Source organism: Streptomyces sp. NPDC005141 (genome assembly GCF_053599975.1).
The window spans coordinates 93,617-119,117 of record NZ_JBSFYW010000004.1 but is presented as its reverse complement, the minus strand read 5'-3'; the positions used below and the strand labels follow the sequence as shown (position 1 = coordinate 119,117).

Below are 25,501 nucleotides of genomic sequence, written 5' to 3'. Positions count from 1 at the left end.
GAATCTCCCGCTGTCGTCGTGGCGTGTGTCGATCCGGCGCCTCCTCGTTCGTGTAGTCAGTGAGACGCCGAGTGAGTGACCACCGAGGAGGACACATCATGAAGTACTACCTGTTGAGCGTGATGCAGCCGCAGGGCGAGCCGCCCGCGCCCGAGGTCCTGGAAGAGATCATGCACAGCCTCGACGTGTTCCACACGGAGCTGCGCGAGGCCGGCGCCTGGGTGTTCGCCGGCGGACTGCACGGGCCGGACACGGCCACCGTGCTGCGGGCCCGGGACGGTGACGTCGTGGTCACCGACGGGCCGTACACGGAGAGCAAGGAGTATCTGGGCGGGATCTGTCTGATCAAGGCGCCCGACCTCGACGCGGCGCTCATGTGGGGGCGCAAGGCGACGCTGGCGACCACGCTTCCCATCGAGGTACGACCGTTCATGCACGAGGCCGAGGACTGATGGCCGTCGGCGGAGCCGCGATCGATGCCGTCTTCCGCGCCGAGTACGGCCGGGCGGTCGCCGTCCTGATCCGCTTCCTGGGCGACATCGACCTCGCCGAGGAAGCGGTCCAGGACGCGTTCACCACGGCAGTGGCGAAGTGGCCCGAGACCGGTATCCCGCCGAGCCCGGCCGGCTGGATCATCACCACCGCCCGCAACCGGGCCGTCGACCGGCTGCGCCGCGAGTCCACCCGCGCGGCCCGGCACGCCGAAGCCGCCCGGCTGCACGCCCCGGACGAACCCGTGGAGGAGGGCCCCGTGCGCGACGACCGGCTCCGTCTGATCTTCACGTGCTGCCATCCCGCGCTCGCCTCCGAGGCCCAGGTCGCCCTCACCCTGCGGCTCCTCGGCGGACTGACCACCCCGCAGATCGCTCGCGCCTTCCTCGTCCCCGAATCCACCATGGCCCAGCGGATCGTCCGCGCCAAGGCCAAGATCCGCGACGCGGGCATCCCCTACCGCGTCCCGCGCGACGCCGACCTGCCGGACCGCGTCAGGGGTGTGCTGGCCGTCGTCTACCTCGTCTTCAACGAGGGGTACGGCGGCCGCGAGGACCTCTGTGCCGAGGCCGTGCGCCTCGGACGGCTCCTCGTCGAGCTCATGCCCGACGAACCCGAGGCGCTCGGCCTGCTCGCGCTGATGCTGCTCATCGAGGCCCGCCGGCCGGCCCGCGCGACGCCGGACGGCGACCTGGTCCTCCTGGCCGACCAGGACCGAACGCGCTGGGACCGGGACCTGATCACCGAGGGCCAGGCCCTGGTACGCCGCTGTCTGCGCCGCAACCGGCCGGGGCCTTACCAGATCCAGGCCGCGGTCAACGCCGTCCACAGCGACGCGCCGACCGCGGCGGCCACGGACTGGCGCCAGATCCACCGGCTGTACGACCAGCTCATGGAGCTCGCCCCCAGCCCGGTCGTGGCCCTCAACCGCGCCGTCGCCGTGGCCGAGGTCGAGGGACCGGAGACCGCTCTCGCCCTCGTCGACGAGCTCGACCTGGACGGCTACCACGCCTTCCACGCCGTACGGGCGGATCTGCTGCGCCGGCTCGGCCGGGACACCGAGGCGGTACGGGCGTACGACGCCGCCATCACGCTGACCGGGAGCGCGCCGGAACGCGCTCATCTCGAACGGGCCCGAGCGACCCTCGCGGGGAGCTGACCGCACGCGGAGGGTCACACGCTGAGCGCCTCCCGCACCGCCCGCTCGGCGTCCCGGCCGCCCTCGCCCGACGACGTGACCCGGCCCGCCTCCAGGACGTAGTAGCGCTGCGCCGCCCGCATCGCGAAGCCGACGTGCTGCTCGACGAGGAGCACCGACAGACCGCCCCGGGCGGCCAGGGCGAGAACCGTCTCCTCGATCTCGGCGACCACGGAGGGCTGGATGCCCTCGGTCGGCTCGTCGAGGAGGAGAATCCGAGGCTCCGTCACCAGGGCCCGGGCGATGGCAAGTTGCTGGCGCTGACCCCCGGAGAGCAGCCCCGCGCGGCGGCCCGACAGGGCGCGCAGCGCCGGGAACAGGTCCAGCGCCTCGGCGATCGCCTCCTTGCCGCGCCGCCGCCCGTCCGCGACCAGCTGGAGATTCTCGGCGGTCGTGAGGTGCGGAAAGGCCTGCTGCCCCTGCGGGACGTACGCCATGCCGCGCGCCACCCGCTCATGAGGCCTCAGCCGGGTGATGTCCTCGCAGTCCAGGCGGACGGAGCCGCTCCGCGGGCCGAGCAGTCCGACGGCGGCCCGCAGGAGGGTGCTCTTGCCCGCGCCGTTGTGCCCGAGCACCGCCGCCACCCCGTCCCTCGGCACCTCGACGGAGACACCGTGCAGGACGAGACTGCGGTCGTATCCGACGTGGACGGTGTCGATCTCCAGCATCACGCCTCCTGAGCGGCGGTCGGTCCGGGCACGGTGGCCGTGGTGTCCTCGGCGGCCGCGTGCCCGAGATACACCTGCTGCACCTTCGGGTCGGCCTGCACCTCGGCCACCGTCCCCTCGCTCAGCACCCGGCCCGCGTGCAGCACACTGACGCTGCGCGCGAAGGAGCGCATGAAGTCCATGTCGTGCTCGATCACGACGACGGTCCGCTCCCGGCTGATGCGCTCCAACAGCTCGCCGGTGGCCTGTCGTTCGTCGTGGCTCATGCCCGCGACCGGCTCGTCGAGCAGCAGCAGCCGGACGTCCTGCACGAGCAGCATGCCGATCTCCAGCCACTGCTTCTGCCCGTGCGCGAGCGTGCCGGCCGGGCTGTCGGCGCGATCGGTCAGGCCCACGGTCTCCAGGGCGCGCGCCACGGGCTCGGGCACACCCCTGCGGCGGCGCAGCATCGTCAGCGCGCCCCGCCCGGCGCCCGCCGCGATGTCCAGGTTCTGAAGGACCGTCAACTCCTCGAAGACGGTGGCCGTCTGGAATGTGCGGCCGATCCCCGAACGGGCGATGCGGTGCACGCTCCGGCCTAGGATGTCGGCGCTTCCGAAGCGCACCGATCCCGTCGCCCGCACCAGTCCGGTGACCGCGTCGACCAGTGTCGTCTTGCCCGCGCCGTTCGGCCCGATCAGGAAGCGCAGATCACCGGGCCGTACGTCGAGGTCCACCCCGTCGACGGCGGTGAAGCCGTCGAAGGTCACCCGCAGCCGGCGTATCTCCAGCCCCGCGGGCCCACTGTCCGTAAACTCCGTCATGCCGTGTCTCCAGCGAGTCCTCGGTTCGCCCGGCGCCGCCGCGCGATCCCGGCCAGCGAGGCGAGTCCGCCCGGCAGGAACGCCAGGGCGACGATGAACAGCAGCCCCTGGAAGTAAGTCCAGGCCGCGGGGAACTCCTCCGACAGGGCCGTCCTGGCCCAGGCGACGCCGATCGCCCCGAGCACCGCGCCCGTCAGGCTCGCCCGGCCGCCCACCGCGGCGCCGATGACGAGCTCGATGGACGGCACGATGCCGACCAGCGCGGGGGAGATGATGCCGACGGCCGGCACGAACAGCGCACCCGCCAGTCCGGCCATGCCGGCCGCGACGACGTACGCGACCAGCTTCACGTTCGCCGGGTCGTACCCGAGGAAGCGCACCCGTTCCTCCGAGTCCCGTACGGCGACGAGGAGTTCGCCGTAGCGGCTGCGCATCAGCTGGCGGGCCAGTGCGATCAGCAGGAGCAGCACCGCGGCGATGACGAAGTACACCATCCGCTGGTTGACCGGGTCGTTCAGGTCGTAGCCGAAGAAGCCCTGGATGTCGGTCAGTCCGTTGGTGCCGCCCGTCGTCTCCTGCTGGCCGATCAGCCAGATCGCGAAGGCCGCGGCGAGCGCCTGGCTGAGGATCGCGAAGTAGGCGCCCTTGACCCGGCGCCGGAAGATGAACGAGCCGAGGATCGCGGCGACGGCCATCGGCAGCAGGACGGTCGCCGCGAGCGCGAACGCCGGATTCGCGAACGGCCGCCACCACCAGGGGAGTTCGGTGGCGGATCCGTACAGCTGCATGAAGTCGGGGAGGTTGCCGGGCCCGGCGTCCGCGATCTTCAGGTGCATGGCCATGGCGTAGCCACCCAGCCCGAAGAACACCCCTTGGCCGAGTGTCAGCAGTCCGCCGCGACCCCAGGCCAGACAGATGCCGACCGCGACCATGGCCGTGCACAGGTACTTGGCGAGCAGCCCGAGCCGGAAGTCGGACAGGGCGAGCGGGGCGACGGCGAAGAGCGCGACGGCCGCCGCGACGAAGCCCGCGGCGGGCCGGGCGGCCTCGAACCGGCGCCGTCCGCCCGGCTGTTGCTCCGCCCTCGGGGCGAGGGGAGTGGTGGTGGTCATACGAGACTCCTGGTGCGCAGGGTGTACAGGCCCTGCGGCCGCCACTGGAGGAACGCGACGATGGCCACGAGGACCAGCACCTTCGCGACACTGACGGTGGTGGAGTACTCCAGGACCGACTGCAGCGCGCCCAGCACGAAGGCGACGATCACGCTGCCCTTGAGCTGCCCGATACCGCCGACCACGATCACCAGGAAGGCGTCGATGATGACGTTGGTGCCCATCGTCGGCCCGATCGGGCCGACGAGCGTCAGCGCGACCCCGGCGACCCCGGCGAGCCCGGAACCGATGAAGAAGGCGGTGCGGTCCACGCGGCCGGTGGAGATGCCGGACACCTCCGCCAGGTCCCGGTTCTGCACCACGGCGCGGATGCGCCGCCCGAGAGGGGTCAGCCGCAGCGTCAGGGCCAGCGCCACGACCGCCGCGATCGCCAGCCCCAGAATGAACAGCCGGTTGTTGGCGAAGGTGAGCGGGTCGTCGCCTCCGATGACCGTGATGTTCCCGGTGAGGACATCGGGGGCGCGGGTCTGCACATTCGGCGCCCCGAAAATGTCACGGGCGAGCTGCTGAAGCATCAGCGAGACACCCCATGTGACAAGAAGTGTGTCGAGGGGACGGAGGTAAAGGCGGCGAATCAGCAGCCATTCCAGGAGCGCGCCGAGCGTCCCCGACACGAGAAAGGCGACGGGCAGCGCGACGATCAGTGAAATTCCCGCGCCGGAAATGGACTTCTGCAGTACGTACGTGGTGTAGGCGCCGGCCATGATGAACTCGCCGTGGGCCATGTTGATGACATTCATCTGGCCGAACGTGAGCGAGAGGCCGAGCGCGATGAGGAGCAGGACGGCACCGATGCTGACGCCGGTGAACAACTGCCCGAGGATCACGGTCATGCGGCGGCTCCGGGGAGTCGGGACGCGGGGCCTGTGCGCACAGGCCCCGCGCGACGGGTGATCAGGAGAGGCCGGAGGCCCAGTCGTAACCCTTCAGGTAGGGGTCCGGCTCGATCGGCTTGCCGGAGTCCCAGACCTGCTTGATCAGCCCGTCGGAGCCGATCCTGCCGATGCGGGCGGTCTTGTAGATGTGCTGGGTCGCGCCGTCCACGGTGACCTTGCCCTCCGGCGCGTCGAACGTGATGCCGTCGGAGGCCGCCTTGACCTTCTCGGGGTCGAACGACTTCGCCTTCTCGACCATCGCCTTCCAGAGGTAGACCGAGGTGTACGCGGCCTCCATCGGGTCACTGGTCGGCTTGTCCTGGCCGTACTTGGCCTTGTAGGCCTTCACGAACTCGGTGTTCGCGGCCCCCGGGGTGGTCTGGTAGTAGTTCCAGGCCGTCAACTGGCCTGCCAGGTACTGCGCCCCGATCGACTTGACCTCCTCCTCGGCGATCGACACCGAGACCACGGGCATGCCCTTGGCGGTGAGCCCGGCGGACTTGTACTCCTTGAAGAACGCCACGTTCGAGTCGCCGTTGAGGGTGTTGAAGACCGCGTCCGCCTTCGACGCCTTCACCTTGTTGGCGATCGTGCTGAACTCCGTGGAGCCGAGCGGCGCGTAGTCCTCGCCGAGCACCGTCATGCCGTTGGCCTTCGCGTACGCCTTGATCTCCTTGTTGGCGGTGCGCGGGAAGACGTAGTCGCTGCCGACCAGGTAGATCCGCTTCCTGCCCTGGGACTTGAGGTAGTCGAGGGCAGGGATGATCTGCTGGTTGGTGGTGGCGCCGGTGTAGAAGATGTACGGGGACTGCTCGAGGCCCTCGTACTGCACGGGGTAGAAGAGCAGCGACTTGTTCTTCTCGAAGACCGGCTTGACGGCCTTGCGGCTCGCGGAGGTCCAGCAGCCGAAGGTGGCCGCGACCCGGTCCTCCCTGATCAGCTTGCTCGCCTTCTCGGCGAACGTCGGCCAGTCGGAGGCGCCGTCCTCGCTGATCGGCTCGATCCGCTTGCCGAGCACTCCGCCCGAGGCGTTGATCTCGCCGATGGCCAGTTTCAGCGAGTCGCGTACGGTGACCTCGCTGATCGCCATCGTGCCCGACAGCGAGTTGAGCAGGCCCACCTTGACGGTGTCACCGCTCACGTCCGCCTTCGCGGCCTTGTCGGAGGTGCCGCCCGCGTCGGTCTTGGCGCCGCACGCGGAGAGAGCGACGACGGTCGCGAGCGCGGCGGCACCGGCTGCGATCCGGCGTCGGAGAATTCGTGAACCGCTGGACAATAGAACCCCCTCGGGCTGTGGAGGAGACGACCTCCTGAAGTGCGGTCCACAGCCTCAAGTCACGCTGTTTCAAAGGTGTTTCGCGATACTTTCCCGGCCGTATCTTCCCGCTCTCATGAAGGGTTCGTGGGGGGAACGGCCAGGCAACAAAAAATGCCCGGGGCGGAATTCGGCATCCGAATTCATGACACGCCCAAGGCATTCTGATTACTTCCTGAGGGAAGTATCTTGGCGCGGGAGAGCCGCTGTCAAGAGTGCGGTTCGCGAAGGTCGAGCTCGGCGACCACGTCGAAGTCCAGCCCCTCCGCCCGTGCCAGGTAGATGCGTTGGCGCACATGGCCACCGCGCAGATGGAGCAGCCCGCGCGGCCCCTCGTACGACACGGTCTCGGCGGCCGCCCCGATCGCGGACACGTCGATGGCCTTGGCGCGCCGGATGAGCGCGGCCAGCAACAGCACGCCCTCGTAACAGGATTCGCCGAGACTGCCGAGCGCCGGTGCCTCGACTCCGAACCGTCCGGCGTACTGGCCGTGGAAGTCCAGGGTGTCCCGGTTGGCGAGGGAGGCGAAGAAACCGGCCGTGCTGTAGAGGTCCGCGGTGGCCGAAGGCCCGCTCGCCAACAGCATGTTCTCGTCCATCAGCGTGCTGAGCCTGAGACAGCGTGCGTCGAGGCCGGCCGCGGCGAACGCCCGGTTGAAGCGCACTGCGTCACTGCCGACCAGCAGCATGATGACGGCGTCCGCCTCCGTGTGTTCGATCCGGCGCAGCACCGCCCCGAAGTCATGGGTGCCCAGCGGCAGATACACCTCTCCCTGGACACTGCCGCCGGCCTCGCGCGCGTAGGCGTGCGCGGCCCGGGCCGTACGGCGCGGCCACACATAGTCGTTGCCCACCACGAACCAGCGGCGCAGCCCGCGTTCGTGCGCCAGCAGGCCCATCGCCGGACGCAGTTGGTCGCGCGGTGTCTCGCTGGTGAGGAACACCCCGGCGGTGTGCTCGCCGCCTTCGTACAGGGCGGTGTAGACGTAGGGGACCCGATGCGCGATTCTCGGGGCGAGGGCCTGGCGCACCGAGGAGATGTGCCAGCCCGTGACGCCCTGCACGGCTCCCAGGTCCACCAACGCCTCGACATGGTCGGCGACTTCGCGCGGTGCGCCGCCTCCGTCCACGGGCAGCAGCCGCAACTCCCTGCCGAGCACCCCGCCCGCGCGGTTGACCTCCTCCGCCGCCAGACGCGCGCACAGTTCGCAGGTGGGCCCGAAGATGCCCGCCGACCCCTGCATGGGAAAGACGAGGGCCACGCCGAACACGGAGTCGTCCGCCGTGAACCAGTCGGGCGGAGGCGAAGGGGGCCGGAACATGGCGTCATGATTCCGGGTCCTCCGGGTGAACTCCAATCCGTCTCGTACCATGTACACCCTCCGGGAGCGAGGAGCAGGATGCCGACCCCATCGCCGCGTCAGCCCCAGGATCTGATGCAGTTGCTGACGCGGGCCGAGCGACTGGCCGCGCGTCGGCTCCAGACCGTCCTGGACGAGGACGGCTGCTCGCTCGACGCCTGGCGGGTGCTCGCGCTGCTCTCCGACGGCGAGGGCCACTCCATGACCGCGATCGCCGAGGCCGTCTTCCTCCCGCCGGCCACGCTCACCAAACTGGTCGACCACCTGGTCGACCAGAACCTCCTCTACCGCCGCGTCGACCCGAACGACCGGCGTCGCATCCTCGCCCACCTCACCCCGCGCGGCCGGACGTACTGGCGGCGACTGGACCGCGAGGTCCGCGCGGGGTGGCCGGTGCTGAGCGACGGGGACGACGAACTGCTGCGGTCGCTGCTGGAGCGGCTGGCGGACACGCTCGGTGTGGCGGGCGCGCGCTCCACACTCTGAAGCGGAGTGATCGCGGAAAGTAGTGGCGCGGACCCGGAATGCAGCAGGGTCCAGGAAAGGTTGGCATATGCATCCAGTGCGGTCGGTCCAGGTGTCCGACCGCAGAGCATGTTCGCGCGGCCGGCCCCCGTCCGCGCCCCGACCAGCGAGGCACCGTGAACCACCCGACTCCCGAAGAGCCCGCCCACGTCGTCTCCCGGCTGCGCGCCGGCTTCCGCTCCGGCCGCACCAAGCCCGTCGCCTGGCGCGTCGGCCAGCTGCGCCGACTGCGTGAACTGCTCACCTCGCACGGCGAGGATCTGGCCGCCGCCCTCCACGAGGACCTCGGCAAGGGCTCCACGGAAGCCTTCCGCACCGAGATCGACTTCACCGTGCGCGAGATCGACCACACCCTGGAACACCTCGACGGCTGGCTGCGCCCCGAGTCCGCCCCCGTCCCGGCACACCTCGGCGAGGACGCCACGGCCTGGACGCAGTACGACCCGCTCGGCGTCGTGCTCGTCATCGCGCCCTATAACTATCCGCTCCAGCTCCTGCTCACCCCGATGCTGGGCGCGCTGGCCGCCGGAAACGTGGTGGTCGCCAAGCCCAGCGAGCTGGCCCCCGCCACCTCGGCCGCCGTCGCCCGGCTCATCCCGCGCTACCTCGACACCGACGCGGTCGCCGTCGTCGAGGGCGGCATCCCGGAGACGACGGCCCTGCTGGCCGAGCGTTTCGACCACATCTTCTACACCGGCAACGGCACGGTCGGGCGCGTCGTGATGCGCGCCGCCGCCGAGCACCTCACCCCCGTCGCCCTCGAACTCGGCGGCAAGTCACCGGCGTTCGTCGACCGCGACGCCGACCTGGCCGTCGTCGCCGACCGGCTCGCCCGCGGCAAGTTCCTCAACGCCGGGCAGACCTGCGTCGCGCCCGACTACGTGCTGACCGACCCCGAGACCGCCCGCGCCCTGGAGCCGAAGCTCACCGAGGCCGTCGAGGCGCTGTTCGGTACCGAGCCGCGGCAGTCCGCCGCGTACGGTCGGATCGTCAACGAGCGGCACTTCGACCGTCTTTCCGGGCTGCTCGCCTCCGGCCGTACCGTCGTCGGCGGCGACAGCGACCGCGCCGCCAAGTACATCGCGCCGACCGTGCTCGCCGACGTCGACCCGAAGTCGCCCGTCATGGGGGAGGAGATCTTCGGCCCGATCCTGCCCATCGTCACCGTCGCGGACCTCGACGAGGCCATCGGCTTCATCAACGACCGCGACAAGCCGCTCGCCCTGTACGTCTTCACCGAGTCGGACACCACACGGGAGCGGATCGCAGCCGAGACCTCGTCCGGCGGCCTGGGCTTCGGTCTGCCGCTCGCCCATCTGACCGTCTCCGACCTGCCGTTCGGCGGAGTCGGCGAGAGCGGCATGGGCAGCTACCACGGCCGCTACTCGATCGAGACGTTCAGCCACCGCAAGGCGGTGCTGGAGAAGCCGCTGACCGTGCGCTGAATTCCCGCCATGGGTACGAGGCCGACGACCGACTGAGCTGTTCGGAGCCGGAAAGGGGGCTGACGAGCCCCCTTTCCGTCACTCCGGAACCACGCGGTGAGCCAGATGCCGGAAGGTCCTCACCCGGACCCGCGTCATCCGTCCACAACCGCCCGAGGCAGAGCGGCGGCGGGCAGGATGGCCTCATGACAAAGCAGTCTGTACGGTCGGTCCCTCGCGCATCCTCTGGTTCGGTGCTGTCCTTGTGGTCGCAGGACTCCGTGCTGTCGATCGGCTCGGTGGGTTCGGTGCTGTCCGTGGGGTCCATCGGTTCGGCCTTGTCGGTCGGCTCGATCGGAAGTGCCCTGTCGGCCGGCTCGATCGGTTCCGCCCTGTCACTGATCTCGACCGGTTCGTGGCTGAGCACAGGATCGGTGTTCTCCGCGCAGTCGCGATGGTCGGTGCTTTCCTGGCGCTCCTCCCGCGGTTTCCTGGCCGTGGGAGCGGTAGGTGCGGCGACCGGAGGCGCCCTGCTCCTGGCCCAGATGCTCCACAAGGCGGGAACCGCCACCGAATAGCCGAACGCGCGCCCTCAGCCGACACGCCCACGGCACGAGCGTCGATCCTGGCGACTGCGGTTCCGACGGCTGAGCCACCGGTGGCGGATGAGACACAGATGGCAGATGAGCCACCGATTGCCGATTGGCCCGGGAACCGGGTGCGGCGCCTTGAAAGACTGCGTTCCATTGCCGTGCTTCTAGGAGATGCCATGCAGGTAGCCGTGGTCACCTTTGACGGATTCAACGAGCTCGACAGCTTCATCGCCTCCGCGCTGATCAACCGGTGCCGAAAGGACGGCCTGGAGGCGTTCATCACGACACCGACGCCGGTGGTCACGTCCATGAACGGCGTCGAGGTGACCGGCCAGCGCCCGATGGAATTCGTGACCGAAGCCGACGTCGTGCTGATCGGCAGCGGGGTGAAGGCCCGTGAGGTGGTCGCCGACGACCGGCTGGTCTCCAGGCTGTCGCTCGACCCTTCGCGACAGCTGATCGGTGCGCAGTGCTCGGGCGCCCTGGTGCTCGCCCGGCTCGGGTTGCTGGACGGCATGCCCGCCTGCACGGACAGGAAGAGCCGGCCCTTCGTCGAAGCCCGCGGGGTCACCGTGCTGGACACGCCGTTCCATGCCGAGGGGAACATCGCCACGGCGGGCGGCTGCCTGGCGTCCCAGTATCTCGCCACGTGGGTGATCACCCGCACGCTCGGGGAGGACGCCGCGCGCGACGTCATCGACTACGTGGCTCCGGTCGGCGAGAACCAGGAGACTGTCGAGCGGGCCCTGCGCGCCGTCCACGCGGGCGAGGCCGTACGACACTGAAGCACGGCACCACCCTGCACCGCGCCCAGGAGAAGCACGGCGCTGAGCCAGGACAGGAGAACCGGGATGACCACCTCGTACGAGACCATCGCGACCAGGCTGGATGGCCCAGTCCTGTCCGCCACGTTCGACGCGCCGCCGATGAACCTCATCGGTCCCGAGGTCGTGCGGGACCTGGTCGCGCTGCTCGAAGAACTGTCACGCCCGGCCGCTCCCAAGGTCGTGATCTTCGACAGTGCGGACCCCGACTACTTCTTCCCGCACGTCGACATGACGAAAGTCCCCGAGTACACGGCTGAGGCCGCGAAGGCCGGAGGCCCCGGCGATGCCTCCCTGGGCATGCTGTTTCGCAAGCTGAGCCGGCTGCCGGCCGTCACCATCGCCAAGGTGCGCGGCCGTGCCCGGGGAGCGGGCAGCGAGTTCCTCCTCGCCTGCGACATGCGCTTCGCCTCCAGGGAGAACGCCGTCCTGGGTCAGCCCGAAGTGGGAATCGGAGCACCTCCCGGCGCGGGCGCGATCCAGCACCTCACCCGGCTGATGGGCCGGGGCCGCGCGCTCGAAGCCGTGCTGACGTCGTCGGACTTCGACGCTGATCTCGCCGAACGCTATGGATGGGTCAACCGGGCGGTCCCCGACGCCGAACTGGACGAGTTCGTAGCGGGTATCGCCACTCGCATCAGCGGTTTCCCCCGCGATGCGCTGATCGCGGCCAAGTCGGCGATCAACGCCGTCGGCCTGCCGACACCTGCCGAAGTACGCGCGGACGCCGCGCTGTTCCAGCAACTCGTCCGAGGCGAGAAGGTGCAGCGGCGCACGGCTGAACTGTTCGAGCAGGGCTTCCAGACCCGCGGTGCCACCGAACTCGACCTCGGAGACGCCCTGGGCCAGTTGAAGACCGTCGATTGATCGAGGACCGCCGTCTGCAGGTGGCGTGAGGCCCACTCTGATGAAGCGGCACGCGAGCGGCACGGCACGGAGACCCGCCTTCGTCGATGTCAGCCGGTGAGGTAAGGAGTCGCGGTGCCTGTGACATGCGCCCGCATCGCGGCACGTAGGGCTTCGAGCTCGCGTCGCGGAAACGGACGGCCCCACTCGGTGGCGTAAGCCTCCTCACCCAACTCGTGAGCGACACGGTCGAAGGCACGGAGGGCCGACCTCGGCAGCGCCGTGTTCGTGTGGCGGCCTCCGGCCTGTTATGAGCCGTGGGGACGGGCAGTCGTACTGCGGGGTCGCCCTGATCGGCGGATTCGCGCTGCGCATCTCCGTGGTTGCGGGCACGGTGAAGACGGGGTCGATCCGGGTGGTTGGGCCGAACGGCCCCCATCGGGGACCTGCGGCCCCTGCCCCACGCATCCGTTTCGACCCGACGCTGGAATCCGGCCCCCGATCAGGAGGTGGACACCATGCCCCGCACTGTCACCGTAGGTCTCGACGGTTCGTCCGAGAGCCTCGCCGCCGCCGAATGGGCCGCCCGCGAGGCGCGGCTGCGCGCATTGCAGGTCAGGCTGGTCAACGTAGGGGAACCGGCCCCGGATCCCATCGCTCAGGCACCGCTGCTCGGCGCCGAGACCCACCAGCACTGGAGCGAGCGGATCCCGCGGGAAGCGGCCGAAGGGGTACGGGCACGCCACCCCGGGATCGACGTCACCACGGAACAGCTCACCGGCCGGCCCGCCGAGGAACTGCTCAAGGCAGCGGACGACGCCGAACTCCTGGTCCTCGGCACCCGTGGGTTGAGTGGCGTGGGCGGCTTCATGGTCGGCTCGGTCGGCCTGGCCGTCGTGGCGCACGCCGGGCGCCCCGTCGTGTTCGTACGCGCCGGAGAACAGGCCGCGGACGAGCACCTGATGGATCCCTCGGGCATCCCGTCCGCAGCGGCGCCCTTCCGCCCCGTCGTGCTCGGGCTCGACACCACCGGCCCGGACGCCACGCTGATCGGCTTCGCCTTCGAGGCGGCGCTCCTGCGCCGAACGGCGCTGCGGGTCGTGCACGCGTGGAAGGAACCGCCTTACATCGCGTACGGAATGCCGCCGGACCTGGCGATGAAAACCCGTCTCGCCGCGCAGGACGCCGCCTCGGTGACGGACACGCTGAGGCTCTGGCGCGAGAAGTACCCGGCTGTGGAGATCGTCGAGGACCTGCTGTCCGGGCAGGCCGCCGACCACCTCGTGGACGCCTCCCGGGAAGCCTCGCTCGTCGTCGTGGGTCGGCGTGCCCGCCGTGCCGCGATCGGCGCCCACATCGGACCGGTCACCCACGCCGTACTGCACCACTCCACCGCCCCCGTCGCCGTCGTCCCGCACCCCTGATCAGCACGGGCCGCCCCCGACCGAGCACCGATCGCGGGCCGACCGCGCAAGGAGAGACATCGCATGAAGGCAGCAGTCGTACGAGCGTTCGGTGAGCCGCTGGTCATCGAAGAGCGTCCCGACCCCGAACCCGGACCCGGCCAGGTCCGGGTTCGGGTGGAGGCCTCCGGGCTGTGCCACACCGACATCCACGCCGCCCACGGCGACTGGCCGGTCAAGCCGAACCCGCCGTTCGTCCCCGGACACGAGGGCGTCGGCCTGGTCGAGGCGCTGGGCGACGGCGTGACCCATCTCGCGGTGGGACAGCGGGTCGCCGTGCCCTGGCTGGGCAGAGCGTGCGGGCGCTGCGAGCACTGCCTCTCCGGCTGGGAGACGCTGTGCGAGCAGCAGATCAACACCGGCTACGGGTGCGACGGTGGCTACGCCGAGAAGATGCTCGCCTGGGCCGACTTCGCCCAGCCGGTGCCCGAGGGGATCTCCCCGCTCGACGCGGCCCCGCTCACCTGCGCCGGTGTCACCACGTACAAGGCCCTGAAGGTCGCCGACGTCAGGCCCAGCCAGCTGGTCGCCATCTCCGGGGTCGGCGGCCTCGGTCACCTGGCCGTGCAGTACGCGAAGATCGCCGGGGCGACCGTGGCGGCGATCGACGTCACCGACGACAAACTCGAACTCGCCGCGGAACTCGGCGCCGACATCGTGATCGACGCCCGCAAGGAGGACCCCGGAGAGGCCCTCAAACGCCACGGCGGCGCGCACGCCGCGCTCGCGCTCGCGGTGAACGAGGCCGCCTTCTCCGCGGCCTACACCGGGCTGCGGCGCGGCGGAAAGCTCGTCATGGTCGCGATGCCGGCGCACGGCACGATCCCGGTCCCGATCTTCGAGACCGTACTGAACGGCACCTCCGTGATCGGCTCCATCGTCGGTACCCGGCAGGACCTGGCCGAGGTGTTCGAGCTGCACGCCGCGGGCAGGACCAGGGTCATCCGCGAGTCCCGGCCCCTTTCCGCCGTCAACGAGTCCATCGACGAGGTGCTGCAGGGCCGGATCCAGGCCCGGATCGTCTTCGACTTCGGCGAAGGGAGCTGACGGCCGTGGATCTGCCCCTCGTCGTGGGCGTCGACGGGTCCGAGCCCGGCATGCGGGCCGTGGACTGGGCCACGGACGAGGCCGCCCTGCGCGGTCTGCCCCTGCGCCTGGTGTACGCCTCGCTCTGGGAACGCTACGAAGGCGCCGCCCTCGCAGAGGGGCTGGGCAGGTCCTCGGAGCAGATCATGGCCGACTCGATCGTCGAGGCCGCCGCGGAACGCGCCCGCCGCCGCGACGCCGACGTGAAGGTCACCACCGAGGTCATGCCCGAGGACGCCGTGAGCATGCTGCTGACGGAGGGCTTCGGTGCCACCGCGCTGGTGCTCGGGTCGCGGGGCCGCAGCGGTATCGCCGAAAGGCTCCTCGGGTCGGTGAGCCTCACGGTCGCCGCCCGCGCCCACTGCCCGGTGATCGTGCTGCGCGGCCGGCACGACAACCAGGCCCGGGCCGGCCGGTACCGGCGGGTCGTCCTCGGGGTCGGGGACCCCTCGCGCGGCGAGGAGGCCACCCGCTTCGCCTTCCGGGAGGCGGCGGAACGCGGGGTCACGCTGGAAGCCGTACGGGCCTGGCGGTGCCCCGCGCACGCGACGACCGGCCACCCGCTGACGCCGGGGGAGCCCGCCCGGCGTCACGAACAGCGGGCCGTGGACCTCCTGGACGAGGCACTGAGCGGGGCCGCGGCCGACCATCCGGCCGTGGACGTGCGCCGTCGCACCGCCGAGGGGACCGCCCGCAAGGTGCTGCTGGAGGCCTCCGCCGAGGCCGATCTGCTCGTCGTCGGGGTCCGGCGGCACGACAGCCACGGGCACACCGGGATGCAGCTCGGCCGGGTCGCCCACGCGGCCCTGCACCACGCGGCCTGCCCGGTCGCCGTCGTGCCGCAACGGGGATGAGCGGCTCAGAGGCTCGCCGCGTGATCCGGGACGTAGGTCTGCAGATCGCGCGGCGGGCGCTCATAGCCCGTCGACGCAGGCCGGCGGGGCAGCTCCAGGACCGGCGGTGGCACCTCGTGGTAGGGAACGGAGTCGAGCAGATGGGCGATCATGTTCAACCGGGCGCGGCGCTTGTCGTCGCTCTCGACCACGAACCACGGCGCCTCCGAGATGTCCGTGTGCACCAGCATCTCGTCCTTCGCCCGGGAGTACGCCTCCCACCGGGTGATCGACTCCAGGTCCATGGGGGAGAGCTTCCAGCGCCGCGTCGGGTCCTTCAGACGGCGCCGGAACCGCTTCTGCTGCTCCGCGTCGCTCACCGAGAACCAGTACTTGCGCAGCAGTACGCCCTCCTCCACCAGCATCCGCTCGAAGATCGGGCACTGCCGCAGGAAGAGCTGGTACTCCTCCTTCGTGCAGAAGCCCATGACGTGCTCGACCCCGGCGCGGTTGTACCAGCTCCGGTCGAACAGCACGATCTCCCCGGCGGCCGGCAGATGCTCCACGTACCGCTGGAAGTACCACTGGGTGCGCTCGCGCTCGGTCGGCTTGGGCAGCGCCACGATCTGCGCGACGCGCGGGTTCAGATGTTCCGCCACACGCTTGATCGTGCCGCCCTTGCCCGCGGCGTCCCGACCCTCGAAGACCACCACCACGCGGGCGCCCTCGGTGCGCACCCACTCCTGAAGCTTGACCAGCTCCGTCTGCAGTCGGAGCAGCTCCCGCTCGTACGCCGCAAGCGGCACCTTCGCCGTCTTCTTGCCGGCCATGCCGCCTCCTCGCCCGATGACGCCTCTCGCGAAGCGTCCCGTTGACCTGCCTCGCCGACGTACCCCGATGACTTACGGAGTCACCATGACCAAGGTCGAACACCAGGACAGCACCGTACTGACCGATGAGGAACTGCGCACCCTGGACGCCCACTGGCGAGCCGCCAACTACCTTGCCGTGGGGCAGATCTATCTGCTCGCCAATCCCCTGCTCACCGAGCCCCTGACGCCCGCGCACATCAAGCCCCGGCTGCTCGGCCACTGGGGCACCTCGCCCGGCCTCAACCTGGTCCACACCCATCTGAACCGTGTCGTGAAGGCGCGCGGTCTGGACGCGCTGTGCGTATGGGGCCCCGGGCACGGCGGCCCGGCCGTGCTGGCGAACTCCTGGCTGGAGGGCACCTACAGCGAGACGTATCCCACCGTGTCCCGCGACACCGAGGGCATGGGGAAACTGTTCCGGCAGTTCTCCTTCCCCGGCGGCGTGCCCAGCCATGTCGCGCCGGAGACACCCGGCTCCATCCACGAGGGCGGCGAACTCGGCTACTCCCTCGCCCACGCCTACGGCGCCGCCTTCGACAACCCGGAACTGCTCGTCGCCTGTGTCATCGGCGACGGCGAGGCCGAGACGGGACCGCTCGCCGCGTCCTGGCACTCCAACAAGTTCCTCGACCCGGTCCACGACGGCGCCGTCCTGCCGATCCTGCACCTCAACGGCTACAAGATCGCCAACCCGACGGTGCTCTCCCGGCTCCCGGAGTCCGAACTCGACGAACTGCTGCGGGGGTACGGTCACGACCCGATCCATGTGACCGGCGACGAGCCGCTGCGGGTGCACCGCGCCATGGCCGCCGCGTTCGACCAGGCCCTGGAACGGATCGCCCTTCTCCAGCGCACGGCCCGCGAGGACGGCGTGGCCGAGCGGGCACGCTGGCCCATGATCGTGCTGCGCACCCCGAAGGGCTGGACCGGCCCCGCGGAGGTCGACGGAAAGCCCGTCGAAGGCACCTGGCGCGCCCACCAGGTGCCGCTGGCCGCAGTCCGCGAAAACCCCGAACATCTCCGGCAGTTGGAGACCTGGCTGCGCTCCTACCGTCCCGAGGAACTCTTCGACGCCGAGGGACGGCCGGTCGCCGACGTGCTGGCCTGCGTACCCGCCGGCTCCCGCCGGCTGGGCGCCACCCCGCACGCCAACGGCGGCCTCCTCGTCCGCGATCTGCCGCTCCCGCCCCTGGAGCGATTCGCCGTCCCCGTCGACAAGCCGGGCGTCACCCTGCACGAGCCGACCCGGGTACTGGGCGACCTCCTCGAACATGTCATGCGGGAGACCGCGCGACGCCGCGACTTCCGCCTGGTCGGCCCCGACGAGACGGCCTCCAACCGTCTGGACGCCGTCTTCGGCGCCAGCGGCAAGGCCTGGCAGGCGCAGACCCTGCCGGTGGACGAACACCTCGACCGGCACGGCCGTGTCCTGGAGATCCTCTCCGAACACCTCTGCCAGGGCTGGCTGGAGGGCTATCTCCTCACCGGCCGGCACGGTCTCTTCTCCTGCTACGAGGCGTTCGTGCACATCGTCGACTCCATGGTCAACCAGCACATCAAGTGGCTGAGGACCTCACGGGAACTGGCCTGGCGCGCCCCGATCGCCTCCCTCAACTACCTGCTCACCTCACACGTGTGGCGCCAGGACCACAACGGCTTCTCGCACCAGGACCCCGGCTTCGTCGACCATGTCCTCAACAAGAGCCCCGAGGTCGTGCGCGTCTACCTCCCGCCGGACGCCAACACCCTGCTGTCCGTGGCGGATCACGTGCTGCGCAGCCGCGACTACGTGAACGTCGTCGTCGCCGGCAAACAGCCCTGCTTCGACTGGCTGTCCATGGACCAGGCCCGCGCCCACTGCGCCCGCGGGGCCGGTATCTGGGACTGGGCGGGCTCGGGCGACGGGGACCGCGAGCCCGACGTGGTCCTCGCCTGCGCCGGCGACGTCCCCACCCAGGAGATCCTGGCCGCCTCCGGCCTGCTGCGCCGCCATCTGCCCGAACTCGCCCTCCGGGTCGTCAACGTCGTCGACATGACCCGGCTGCTGACGCGTGAGGAACACCCGCACGGGATGAGCGACTTCGAGTACGACGGGCTGTTCACCACGGACAAGCCGGTGATCTTCGCGTACCACGGCTATCCCTGGCTCATCCACCGCCTCGCCTACCGCCGCACCGGCCACCAGAACCTCCATGTGCGCGGTTACAAGGAGATGGGCACCACCACGACCCCCTTCGACATGGTCGTCCGCAACGACATGGACCGCTACCGCCTGGTCATGGACGTCATCGACCGCGTCCCCGGCCTCGGCGCCCGCGCCGCCGCGGTGCGCCAGACGATGGTGGACGCCCGCTCCCGCCACCACGCCTGGATCCGCGAGCACGGCACCGACCTCCCCGAGGTGGCGGACTGGACCTGGACCGGCTGACGACCCCCGCCCGCCGTCCCCGAGCGTGCCCCGGAGGACGGCACGGCGCCCGTACCGGAGGATGGAGGCATGCGCGACGGCACCTGGGAGTACGACGGCTACGACCCGGCGCAGGAACGCCTGCGCGAGTCGCTGTGCACCCTCGGCAACGGCTACTTCGCGACCCGGGGCGCCGCCCCGGAGTGTGCCGCGGACTCCGTCCACTACCCGGGCACGTACGCGGCGGGCTGCTACGACCGTCTCACCTCGGACGTGGCCGGGCGCCGGGTCGAGAACGAGGACATGGTCAATCTCCCCAACTGGCTGCCGCTCCGGCTGCGGACCGACACCGGGACCTGGCTCACCCCCGACTCCCACCGGCTGCTCGACCACCACCTGCGCCTCGACCTGGGCGCGGGCACCCTGGAGCGCACCGCGCGCTACGAGGACGAGGAGGGCCGGCGCCTCGCCGTACGCCAGCTGCGCCTGGTCCACATGGCCGATCCCCACCTCGCCCTGCTGCGCACGGAGGTGACCGCCGAGGGCTGGTCCGGCCCCGTCGAGATCGAATCGGCGCTCGACGGAACGGTCACCAACAGCGGAGTCGAGCGCTACAGTTCACTCGCCTCCCGCCACCTCACCCACCCGCGCACCGGCACCCGCCCACCGGACACGGTCTGGCTGCGCTGCCGCACCACCACCTCCGGCATCCGGGTCGCCCTGGCCGCCCGTACCGTCGTCGACGCGCCCGCCCGGGCCACCGACGCGCACACCCCGGGACGCGCCGCCCAGCTGCTCCGGCTCACCCTGGCCGACGGCCGGACCGTGACCGTGGACAAGACGGTCGCCCTGCACACCTCCCGCGACCCGGCGATCAAGAACCCGCTGCACGCGGCCCTCGACCGGGTCGGCCGCGCCGCCGGCTTCGGGACGCTGCTGGACACGCACCGCACCGCATGGCGACAGCTGTGGCGCAACGCGGACATGCACATCCCGAACAGCGTCGGTCCGATCCTGCGCCTGCATCTGTTCCATGTGCTGCAGACGCTCTCCCCGCACACCGCGGAGCTGGACGTCGGTGTCCCGGCCCGCGGGCTGCACGGCGAGGCCTACCGGGGGCACGTCTTCTGGGACGAGCTGTTCGTGCTGCCGTACATGAACCTCCATTTCCCCGAGGTCTCCCGCGCCCTGCTCACCTACCGCCACCGCCGCCTGGAACGGGCCCGCCGGGCGGCCCAGGACGCCGGCCGCACCGGCGCGATGTACCCGTGGCAGAGCGGCAGCGACGGGCGCGAGGAGACCCAGCAGCTGCACCTCAACCCGCGCTCCGGGCGCTGGCTGCCCGACCACTCGCATCTCCAGCACCACGTCGGGTCGGCGATCGCGTACAACGTGTGGCAGTACTGCGAAGCGAGCGGCGACACCGAGTTCCTGCACACCAAGGGCATCGAGATGCTCGTGCAGATCGCCCGTTTCTGGGCCGGGTTCGCCGAGTACGACGCCTCGCTGGGCCGTTATCGCATCCGCGGTGTCGTCGGACCCGACGAGTACCACGACGCCTACCCGGGTGCCGACGAACCCGGGCTCGACGACAACGCGTACACCAATGTCATGGCCGCCTGGGTGCTCGCCCGCACCCTCGACGCGCTGCGCGAGCTGCCCGAACTCGTCCGCCGGGACCTCGTCGAGCGGACCGGGCTGGACTCCGCCGAACTCGCCCTCTGGGACGACGTGTCGCGCCGACTGCACGTACCGTTCCACGCCGGGGTCATCAGCCAGTTCGAGGGCTACGGCGACCTGGCGGAACTCGACTGGGCGGGTTACCGCGAACGGTACGGCGACATCCGGCGGCTCGACCGGATCCTGGAGGCCGAGGGCGACAGCGTCAACCGCTACCAGGCCTCGAAGCAGGCGGACGTGCTGATGCTGGGCCAGCTCTTCTCGCCCGCCGAACTGGGCGGCCTGTTCCGCCGACTCGGGCACGAGATGGACGACACCCTCTGGAACCGCACCGTCGACCACTACCTGAGCCGTACGAGCCACGGCTCGACACTGAGCAGCCTGGTGCACGGTTGGGTGCTGGTCCGGGCCCGGCGCGCCGAGGCCTGGACGTACGTTCACGAAGCCCTGCTGGGCGACATCGCCGACCTGCAGGGCGGTACCACGGGGGAGGGCATCCACCTGGGTGCCATGGCGGGCACCCTCGATCTCGTCCAGCGCGGTCTGACCGGCCTCGAGACCCGCGGCGGAGCGCTGCGGCTCGACCCGGTCCCGCTGCCGGAGCTGTCCGAGTACCACTTCACCATCCGCTACCGAGGCCATCGGGGCGTACAACTACGCCTGAGTGCGGGGAGGCTGAGCGTCAGCGTGCCGGACTCGGACGAGCCCCCGATCGACATCGCGCTGACGGACCGAACCGTCTCGGTCGCTCCGGGCGAGTCCTGCACCCTCACACTGCCGGAACGGTGACCCGCGACCGTTGACCCCGCGACCGTTGACCAGTGACAGCAGGTGGCAGCTTGGCCGGTGACAGGGCGATGCTCACCGCACGCCCGCGTCAGTACGGGACCACCGTCACCGGGCACCTGGCATGGCTCAGTACGGCCTTGAGCGTGGGCCCGAGCGCCGCGCCACCGCGGCCCACGACGACAAGCCCGGCCGCATCCGAGGAATGGACGAGAGCGGTCGCCGGGCTCTGGAGCCGGACGTCCTCGTAGACACGTACTCGTGGATACTTCTCGCGCCACGGCCGCAGGGCGTCCGCCAGCAGCTGGACCTCCTCGTCCTCCCAGGCGCCCCGGTCCGCCTCGGGCGGCGCGACCGGCAGCGAGGGTCCCGAGGGAGCGGGAAGGTGCCAGGCATGGACGGCGTGCAGCGGCGCGCCGCGCCGCAGCGCGGCATCGAAGGCGAAGCCGGTGACGGCGTCGCGGGGACGGCGGGCATCGATGCCGAGCACCACCGGCCGGAGTCTCTCGTGCCCGGGGTCGTGATCGACAGCGATCGGCTGCGCCATGGCGGTGCACCCTTCATCGTCCGCGAGCAACACCTTCGTGCGGGAAGTACGCCCTCACCGTCCACCCGCTCCACCCGCCGCGCACAGGGGTCGGACGGATCCGGCGAGGGCTGGGAGCGGGGCCGACAGGCCCATGCGGCGCACCCGGTCGGCCCCGGACTCCGAACCCCGCGCGCGTGGAGATGCCGACCGATCCTCGGACGGTACGGTGATGACAGGGGCCGGGGTGACCTGTTCTGCTGTGCCGGCCGGAGGATGCGATGAGCGCGGACGGGCGCGAACGCTCGGAGCAGCACCTGCCGAACCTGCGACTCGACGAGCTGCTGGGCGAGCTTCAGGTGCGCATCGACGCGGTCCGCGGGACCCGGGACCGTCTGCACGGTCTGCTGGAGGCGGTGCTGTCGGTCGGCCGGGAGCTGGACCTGCAGCAGGTGCTGCGGAGCATCGTCGAGGCCGCCACGGTACTGGTGGACGCCGAGTACGGCGCGCTGGGCGTGATCGGCAGTGACCGCAGGCTCTCGGAATTCCTGACCGTCGGCATCGACGACGAGCACCGCGAGCGGATCGGGGCGTTGCCCAGCGGCCACGGCATCCTCGGCGAACTGATCCGGCACCCGGAACCGCTGCGGCTGCCGGAGCTCTCGGACCACCCGGCCTCGTACGGCTTCCCGCCCGACCACCCGCCGATGCACTCCTTCCTCGGCGTACCGATCCGGGTCCGCGACGAGGTGTTCGGGAACCTGTACCTGACCGAGAAGCGCGGCGGCAAGGAGTTCGACGCCGAGGACGAGGCCGTCCTGTCCACGCTCGCCGTGGCGGCGGGCGTGGCCATCGAGAACGCGCGCCTGTACGAGGAGACCAGGCTCCGCGAGCTGTGGCAGCGGGCCGGCGGGAAGGTCACGAGCATCCTGCTGACCGGCGCGCCGAGCACGGAGGTGCTGGAGCTGATCGTCGAAGAGGCCCGGACGATTCTCTCCGCCGACATGGGGATGATCGCGGAACGCCCGCCGGGCGAGGAGGCACTGCGCCCCGCGCTCGCCGTCGGTCTGGGCGCTGAGCGGCTCGGCGGACTGGTGCTGTCCCCCCGGGACGGAATCGTCGCGGCCGCGCTGACCGCCGCCGAACCGGTCGTCAGCGACGACATCGCGCACGACGAGCGCGCGGCGGGCGGTGGCCCGCAGTGGGCGGGCCTCGGTCCCGTGGCGGCCGTGCCCCTGGGCGCCGGCGGCAAGGCGCGCGGGGTACTCCTGCTGGGGCGCGTGCCGGGCGGGACACCCTTCGACGAGGCGGCCACCGGGCCGCTGCTCGCGTTCGCCGACCAGGCCGCGCTGGCACTGGAGCTCGGCGAGCGGCGACGCGACGCCGAACAGATCGCGTTGTTCCAGGACCGGGACCGGATCGCGCGCGATCTGCACGATCTGGCCATCCAGCGGCTCTTCGCCGCCGGGATGACGCTGCAGAGCACGCTGCGCTTCATGGAGCACCCCGAGGGCCGGGAGCGTCTGGCGCGGACCGTGGACGACCTCGACGACACCATCAAGATCATCCGCTCCACCATCTTCGGGCTGCGCACCCACGGCGCCGCCCCGGAGGGCAGCGGGCTGCGCCGCAGGGTGGCCGAGGCGGTGAAGGTGGCGACGCTCTCCCTCGGGTTCGCTCCCGCGCTGCGGATCGAGGGCCTCGTCGACACCGACGTTCCCGGCGGCGTCGCGGACCACGCGGCGGCGGTGCTCGGGGAGGCCCTGAGCAATGTGGCCCGGCACTCCGGCGCCCGCGCCGTCGACGTCCGGCTCCGGCTGGCCGCGGGCGAACTGACGCTCACGGTCGCGGACGACGGCTGCGGTGTGGCGGCCGATGGGCCGCGCAGCGGGCTGAAGAACATGGAGGAGAGGGCCGCCGCCCTCGCCGGGACCCTGACGCTCGGCGAGCGTGAGGAGGGTGGCGGCACACGGCTCGTGTGGCGGGTACCGGTCGCTCCGGACGGCGCTTCCGCGCCCGGCTGAGCGCCCGCCGATCCGGGGCACGGTGCGTGGGGGACGGTGCTCGGCGGTTTCGGGGAGTCGGCGTGGGGGACGGTGCTCGGCCGTTTCGGGGAGTCGGCGTGGGGGACGGTGCTCGGCCGTTTCGGGGAGTTGGCGCGTGGCGCGATGCTCGGCCGTTTCGGGGAGTTGGCGCGTGGCGCGATGCTCGGCCGTTTCGGGGAGTCGGCGCGTGGCGTGATGGTCGGCCGCTCCAGAACTCAGCGCGTGTGGTGGTGGTCGGCCGCTTCGGGATGTTCGAACTGGTTGGCCAGCACCGCGGCCTGGACACGGCGCTGCACGCCGAGCTTGGCCAGCAGCCGGGAGATGTGGTTCTTCACCGTCTTCTCGGACAGATAGAGCTTCTTGCCGATCTCGCGGTTGGTGAGTCCGTCCCCGATCAGCGCGAGGATGTCCCGCTCGCGCGGCGAGAGACTGGCGAGTTCGGGCGACAGGGCCGGCTCCTCGGCCGGGTCGGTGCGCAGCTTGCGCATCAGCCGGGTGGTCGTGGTCGGGTCGAGCATGGACTGGCCGGACGCGACCGTGCGGACCGCCGAGACCAGGTCGGACCCCTTGATCTGCTTCAGCACATAGCCTGCCGCGCCGGCCATGATCGCGTCGAGCAGGGCTTCCTCGTCGTCGAACGAGGTCAGCATCAGGCAGGACAGCTCGGGCATCTGGCTGCGCAGCTCCCGGCAGACGCTGATGCCGTCGCCGTCCGGCAGACGTACGTCGAGGACCGCCACGTCCGGGCGCAGTGCCGGGCCGCGCACCAGGGCGTGCTCGACACTGCCCGCGTCGCCGACCACCGAGATGTCCGGTTCGGCGTCCAGCAGGTCCGTCAGACCACGGCGTACCACCTCGTGGTCGTCCAGCAAGAAGACCCGGATCGGCTTCTCCTCGGAGAACGTACGCGCCTCGGCCATGACGACCCCTTGTTCAGTGATGGACCACGGACCGTGAGCCCGCTCACGACGATCATCACGCGCCGGGCCCGAACGCACTAGGGCCGACCGGCCCAATCCGAGCCTTCCGGCCACCTCACTCCGCCGGGCGGTCCGTCCGGATGTGCGGACTGCAGAGCACGCCGGCTCCTCGGTCGGTTCCGGTGATGCGGGTCAGCGCGACGACCGCGGTCAGCGCGCGTCGCCGCTGCCGTAGGGGGCGTACAGGTCGAGCAACCGGGTCCGGGCCGACTGGAGCCGGTGGGCGACGATCTCGCCCGCCCACTGGGTCACGGCCATCCCCAGCACCGGATCGGCCTTGCACGTCGCCCGGACCACATCGGCATCGAATTCGTAGGCGCGCACCGGGCTCGTCGCCTCGGCGCCCAGATGCCAGGTGTGCGGGGCGAACAGCCAGGACCAGCCGACGAGTTCGTTGTGGCCGAGGATCTCGATGACGGCCGCGCGGCGACCCGGCACCCGCAGGTCGAGGGCCACCGTGCCGGTCCGGATGATCCAGAACCGGTCGGCGTGGCGGCCTTCCTCGAACAGCCGGGTGCTCTCGGGGAACGACACCTCGCGGGCGAGCCGCAGCAGCCGTTCCCGGTGCTCGACGGGCAGCGCCCGCAGCATGGTGGACGTGGTGGAAGTGTTCATGATCTGCCTCTTCCTGGTGCGCGACCCTTCCACCCCCAATCTCTTCCCGCGCCCCGCCCGTCGCCATGGGCCACCCGGCCCCGACTGCGGGCCGCATGGCCGTGGCCGGGGC

General features: G+C 70.9%; 23 protein-coding genes. 13 read left to right on the top strand and 10 right to left on the bottom strand.

Going from position 1 to position 25,501, the window contains the following annotated elements:
- The first annotated feature begins 98 nt into the window (after positions 1-98).
- Together ACWD68_RS04705 and ACWD68_RS04700 are read left to right on the top strand one after the other, a co-directional pair.
- Positions 99-452 carry a YciI family protein gene (locus tag ACWD68_RS04705; protein ID WP_451805026.1) on the top strand — a complete coding sequence of 118 codons (354 nt, stop codon included), beginning with the start codon at positions 99-101 and terminating at the stop codon, positions 450-452.
- Positions 452-1,651: an RNA polymerase sigma factor gene (locus ACWD68_RS04700; RefSeq protein ID WP_451805025.1), complete on the top strand. Its 1,200-nt coding sequence runs from the start codon at positions 452-454 to the stop codon at positions 1,649-1,651. The genes ACWD68_RS04705 and ACWD68_RS04700 overlap by 1 nt, the downstream gene beginning before the upstream one ends.
- A 14-nt stretch (positions 1,652-1,665) precedes the next feature.
- On the opposite strand, the gene urtE is transcribed toward ACWD68_RS04700, so the two are convergent.
- The 6 genes from urtE to ACWD68_RS04670 all read right to left on the bottom strand — a co-directional run bounded on the left by urtE (position 1,666) and on the right by ACWD68_RS04670 (position 7,845).
- Entirely contained in the window at positions 1,666-2,358 is a 693-nt protein-coding gene (gene urtE, locus ACWD68_RS04695) for an urea ABC transporter ATP-binding subunit UrtE (protein WP_451805024.1), read from the bottom strand.
- Complete coding sequence (gene urtD, locus ACWD68_RS04690) at positions 2,358-3,161, bottom strand: urea ABC transporter ATP-binding protein UrtD (RefSeq protein ID WP_451805023.1); 804 nt, start codon at positions 3,159-3,161, stop codon at positions 2,358-2,360. The genes urtE and urtD overlap by 1 nt, the downstream gene beginning before the upstream one ends.
- Positions 3,158-4,273 carry an urea ABC transporter permease subunit UrtC gene (gene urtC / locus ACWD68_RS04685; RefSeq protein WP_451805022.1) on the bottom strand — a complete coding sequence of 372 codons (1,116 nt, stop codon included), beginning with the start codon at positions 4,271-4,273 and terminating at the stop codon, positions 3,158-3,160. Before urtC ends, urtD begins: the two co-directional genes overlap by 4 nt.
- Positions 4,270-5,166, bottom strand: a complete 897-nt coding sequence (gene urtB, locus ACWD68_RS04680) for an urea ABC transporter permease subunit UrtB (protein WP_451805021.1) — start codon at positions 5,164-5,166, stop codon at positions 4,270-4,272. The genes urtC and urtB overlap by 4 nt, the downstream gene beginning before the upstream one ends.
- Positions 5,167-5,227: 61 nt before the next feature.
- Positions 5,228-6,484: an urea ABC transporter substrate-binding protein gene (gene urtA / locus ACWD68_RS04675; protein ID WP_451805020.1), complete on the bottom strand. Its 1,257-nt coding sequence runs from the start codon at positions 6,482-6,484 to the stop codon at positions 5,228-5,230.
- 248 nt (positions 6,485-6,732) lie between these two features.
- A complete protein-coding gene (locus tag ACWD68_RS04670) occupies positions 6,733-7,845 on the bottom strand; it encodes a substrate-binding domain-containing protein (protein ID WP_451805019.1) in 1,113 nt (370 codons plus the stop codon).
- 78 nt (positions 7,846-7,923) lie between these two features.
- On the opposite strand from ACWD68_RS04670, the gene ACWD68_RS04665 reads away from it, so the two are divergent.
- The 8 genes from ACWD68_RS04665 (at position 7,924) to ACWD68_RS04630 (ending at position 15,499) form a co-directional block, all read left to right on the top strand.
- Positions 7,924-8,370: a MarR family winged helix-turn-helix transcriptional regulator gene (locus ACWD68_RS04665; RefSeq protein WP_451805018.1), complete on the top strand. Its 447-nt coding sequence runs from the start codon at positions 7,924-7,926 to the stop codon at positions 8,368-8,370.
- A gap of 155 nt (positions 8,371-8,525) precedes the next feature.
- Entirely contained in the window at positions 8,526-9,854 is a 1,329-nt protein-coding gene (locus ACWD68_RS04660; RefSeq protein WP_451805017.1) for an aldehyde dehydrogenase family protein, read from the top strand.
- Between the two features lie 185 nt (positions 9,855-10,039).
- Positions 10,040-10,411 (top strand): hypothetical protein, encoded by a 372-nt coding sequence (locus ACWD68_RS04655; RefSeq protein ID WP_451805016.1) that lies wholly within the window; start codon positions 10,040-10,042, stop codon positions 10,409-10,411.
- A 191-nt stretch (positions 10,412-10,602) separates the two neighbouring features.
- A complete protein-coding gene (locus ACWD68_RS04650) occupies positions 10,603-11,211 on the top strand; it encodes a DJ-1/PfpI family protein (RefSeq protein ID WP_451805015.1) in 609 nt (202 codons plus the stop codon).
- A gap of 66 nt (positions 11,212-11,277) precedes the next feature.
- A complete protein-coding gene (locus tag ACWD68_RS04645; RefSeq protein ID WP_451805014.1) occupies positions 11,278-12,117 on the top strand; it encodes an enoyl-CoA hydratase/isomerase family protein in 840 nt (279 codons plus the stop codon).
- A gap of 497 nt (positions 12,118-12,614) precedes the next feature.
- Entirely contained in the window at positions 12,615-13,520 is a 906-nt protein-coding gene (locus tag ACWD68_RS04640) for a universal stress protein (RefSeq protein WP_451805013.1), read from the top strand.
- Positions 13,521-13,583: 63 nt separating this feature from the next.
- The gene (gene adhP / locus ACWD68_RS04635) at positions 13,584-14,606 is read left to right on the top strand and encodes an alcohol dehydrogenase AdhP (RefSeq protein ID WP_451805012.1); all 1,023 of its coding nucleotides are present in this window, start codon (positions 13,584-13,586) and stop codon (positions 14,604-14,606) included.
- 5 nt (positions 14,607-14,611) lie between these two features.
- Complete coding sequence (locus tag ACWD68_RS04630; protein ID WP_451805011.1) at positions 14,612-15,499, top strand: universal stress protein; 888 nt, start codon at positions 14,612-14,614, stop codon at positions 15,497-15,499.
- Between the two features lie 5 nt (positions 15,500-15,504).
- Here the strand turns inward: ACWD68_RS04630 and ppk2 are convergent, their stop codons facing one another.
- Positions 15,505-16,308, bottom strand: coding sequence for a polyphosphate kinase 2 (ppk2, locus tag ACWD68_RS04625; protein ID WP_451805010.1), 804 nt, complete (start codon positions 16,306-16,308; stop codon positions 15,505-15,507).
- An 85-nt stretch (positions 16,309-16,393) separates the two neighbouring features.
- On the opposite strand from ppk2, the gene ACWD68_RS04620 reads away from it, so the two are divergent.
- Both ACWD68_RS04620 and ACWD68_RS04615 read left to right on the top strand, forming a co-directional pair.
- Positions 16,394-18,778: a phosphoketolase family protein gene (locus tag ACWD68_RS04620; RefSeq protein WP_451805009.1), complete on the top strand. Its 2,385-nt coding sequence runs from the start codon at positions 16,394-16,396 to the stop codon at positions 18,776-18,778.
- Positions 18,779-18,847: 69 nt separating this feature from the next.
- Positions 18,848-21,226: a glycoside hydrolase family 65 protein gene (locus ACWD68_RS04615; RefSeq protein WP_451805008.1), complete on the top strand. Its 2,379-nt coding sequence runs from the start codon at positions 18,848-18,850 to the stop codon at positions 21,224-21,226.
- 88 nt (positions 21,227-21,314) lie between these two features.
- Here ACWD68_RS04615 and ACWD68_RS04610 read toward each other — a convergent pair whose 3' ends face one another.
- Complete coding sequence (locus ACWD68_RS04610) at positions 21,315-21,770, bottom strand: universal stress protein (RefSeq protein WP_451805007.1); 456 nt, start codon at positions 21,768-21,770, stop codon at positions 21,315-21,317.
- 260 nt (positions 21,771-22,030) lie between these two features.
- Here ACWD68_RS04610 and ACWD68_RS04605 point away from each other — a divergent pair, with 260 nt between their 5' ends.
- Positions 22,031-23,773 (top strand): sensor histidine kinase, encoded by a 1,743-nt coding sequence (locus ACWD68_RS04605; protein WP_451805006.1) that lies wholly within the window; start codon positions 22,031-22,033, stop codon positions 23,771-23,773.
- 236 nt (positions 23,774-24,009) lie between these two features.
- Here ACWD68_RS04605 and ACWD68_RS04600 read toward each other — a convergent pair whose 3' ends face one another.
- Together ACWD68_RS04600 and ACWD68_RS04595 are read right to left on the bottom strand one after the other, a co-directional pair.
- Entirely contained in the window at positions 24,010-24,714 is a 705-nt protein-coding gene (locus ACWD68_RS04600; protein WP_451805005.1) for a response regulator, read from the bottom strand.
- Between the two features lie 210 nt (positions 24,715-24,924).
- The gene (locus tag ACWD68_RS04595; protein WP_451805004.1) at positions 24,925-25,389 is read right to left on the bottom strand and encodes a Crp/Fnr family transcriptional regulator; all 465 of its coding nucleotides are present in this window, start codon (positions 25,387-25,389) and stop codon (positions 24,925-24,927) included.
- Positions 25,390-25,501: the final 112 nt, after the last annotated feature.

Coding starts and splice junctions, on each gene's coding strand:
- ACWD68_RS04705 (WP_451805026.1), top strand. CDS start 99: ATGAAGTACTACCTGTTGAGCGTGATGCAGCCGCAGGGCGAGCCGCCC.
- ACWD68_RS04700 (WP_451805025.1), top strand. CDS start 452: ATGGCCGTCGGCGGAGCCGCGATCGATGCCGTCTTCCGCGCCGAGTAC.
- urtE (WP_451805024.1), bottom strand. CDS start 2,358: ATGCTGGAGATCGACACCGTCCACGTCGGATACGACCGCAGTCTCGTC.
- urtD (WP_451805023.1), bottom strand. CDS start 3,161: ATGACGGAGTTTACGGACAGTGGGCCCGCGGGGCTGGAGATACGCCGG.
- urtC (WP_451805022.1), bottom strand. CDS start 4,273: ATGACCACCACCACTCCCCTCGCCCCGAGGGCGGAGCAACAGCCGGGC.
- urtB (WP_451805021.1), bottom strand. CDS start 5,166: ATGACCGTGATCCTCGGGCAGTTGTTCACCGGCGTCAGCATCGGTGCC.
- ACWD68_RS04670 (WP_451805019.1), bottom strand. CDS start 7,845: ATGTTCCGGCCCCCTTCGCCTCCGCCCGACTGGTTCACGGCGGACGAC.
- ACWD68_RS04665 (WP_451805018.1), top strand. CDS start 7,924: ATGCCGACCCCATCGCCGCGTCAGCCCCAGGATCTGATGCAGTTGCTG.
- ACWD68_RS04655 (WP_451805016.1), top strand. CDS start 10,040: ATGACAAAGCAGTCTGTACGGTCGGTCCCTCGCGCATCCTCTGGTTCG.
- ACWD68_RS04650 (WP_451805015.1), top strand. CDS start 10,603: ATGCAGGTAGCCGTGGTCACCTTTGACGGATTCAACGAGCTCGACAGC.
- ACWD68_RS04645 (WP_451805014.1), top strand. CDS start 11,278: ATGACCACCTCGTACGAGACCATCGCGACCAGGCTGGATGGCCCAGTC.
- ACWD68_RS04640 (WP_451805013.1), top strand. CDS start 12,615: ATGCCCCGCACTGTCACCGTAGGTCTCGACGGTTCGTCCGAGAGCCTC.
- adhP (WP_451805012.1), top strand. CDS start 13,584: ATGAAGGCAGCAGTCGTACGAGCGTTCGGTGAGCCGCTGGTCATCGAA.
- ppk2 (WP_451805010.1), bottom strand. CDS start 16,308: ATGGCCGGCAAGAAGACGGCGAAGGTGCCGCTTGCGGCGTACGAGCGG.
- ACWD68_RS04620 (WP_451805009.1), top strand. CDS start 16,394: ATGACCAAGGTCGAACACCAGGACAGCACCGTACTGACCGATGAGGAA.
- ACWD68_RS04615 (WP_451805008.1), top strand. CDS start 18,848: ATGCGCGACGGCACCTGGGAGTACGACGGCTACGACCCGGCGCAGGAA.
- ACWD68_RS04610 (WP_451805007.1), bottom strand. CDS start 21,770: ATGGCGCAGCCGATCGCTGTCGATCACGACCCCGGGCACGAGAGACTC.
- ACWD68_RS04605 (WP_451805006.1), top strand. CDS start 22,031: ATGAGCGCGGACGGGCGCGAACGCTCGGAGCAGCACCTGCCGAACCTG.
- ACWD68_RS04600 (WP_451805005.1), bottom strand. CDS start 24,714: ATGGCCGAGGCGCGTACGTTCTCCGAGGAGAAGCCGATCCGGGTCTTC.
- ACWD68_RS04595 (WP_451805004.1), bottom strand. CDS start 25,389: ATGAACACTTCCACCACGTCCACCATGCTGCGGGCGCTGCCCGTCGAG.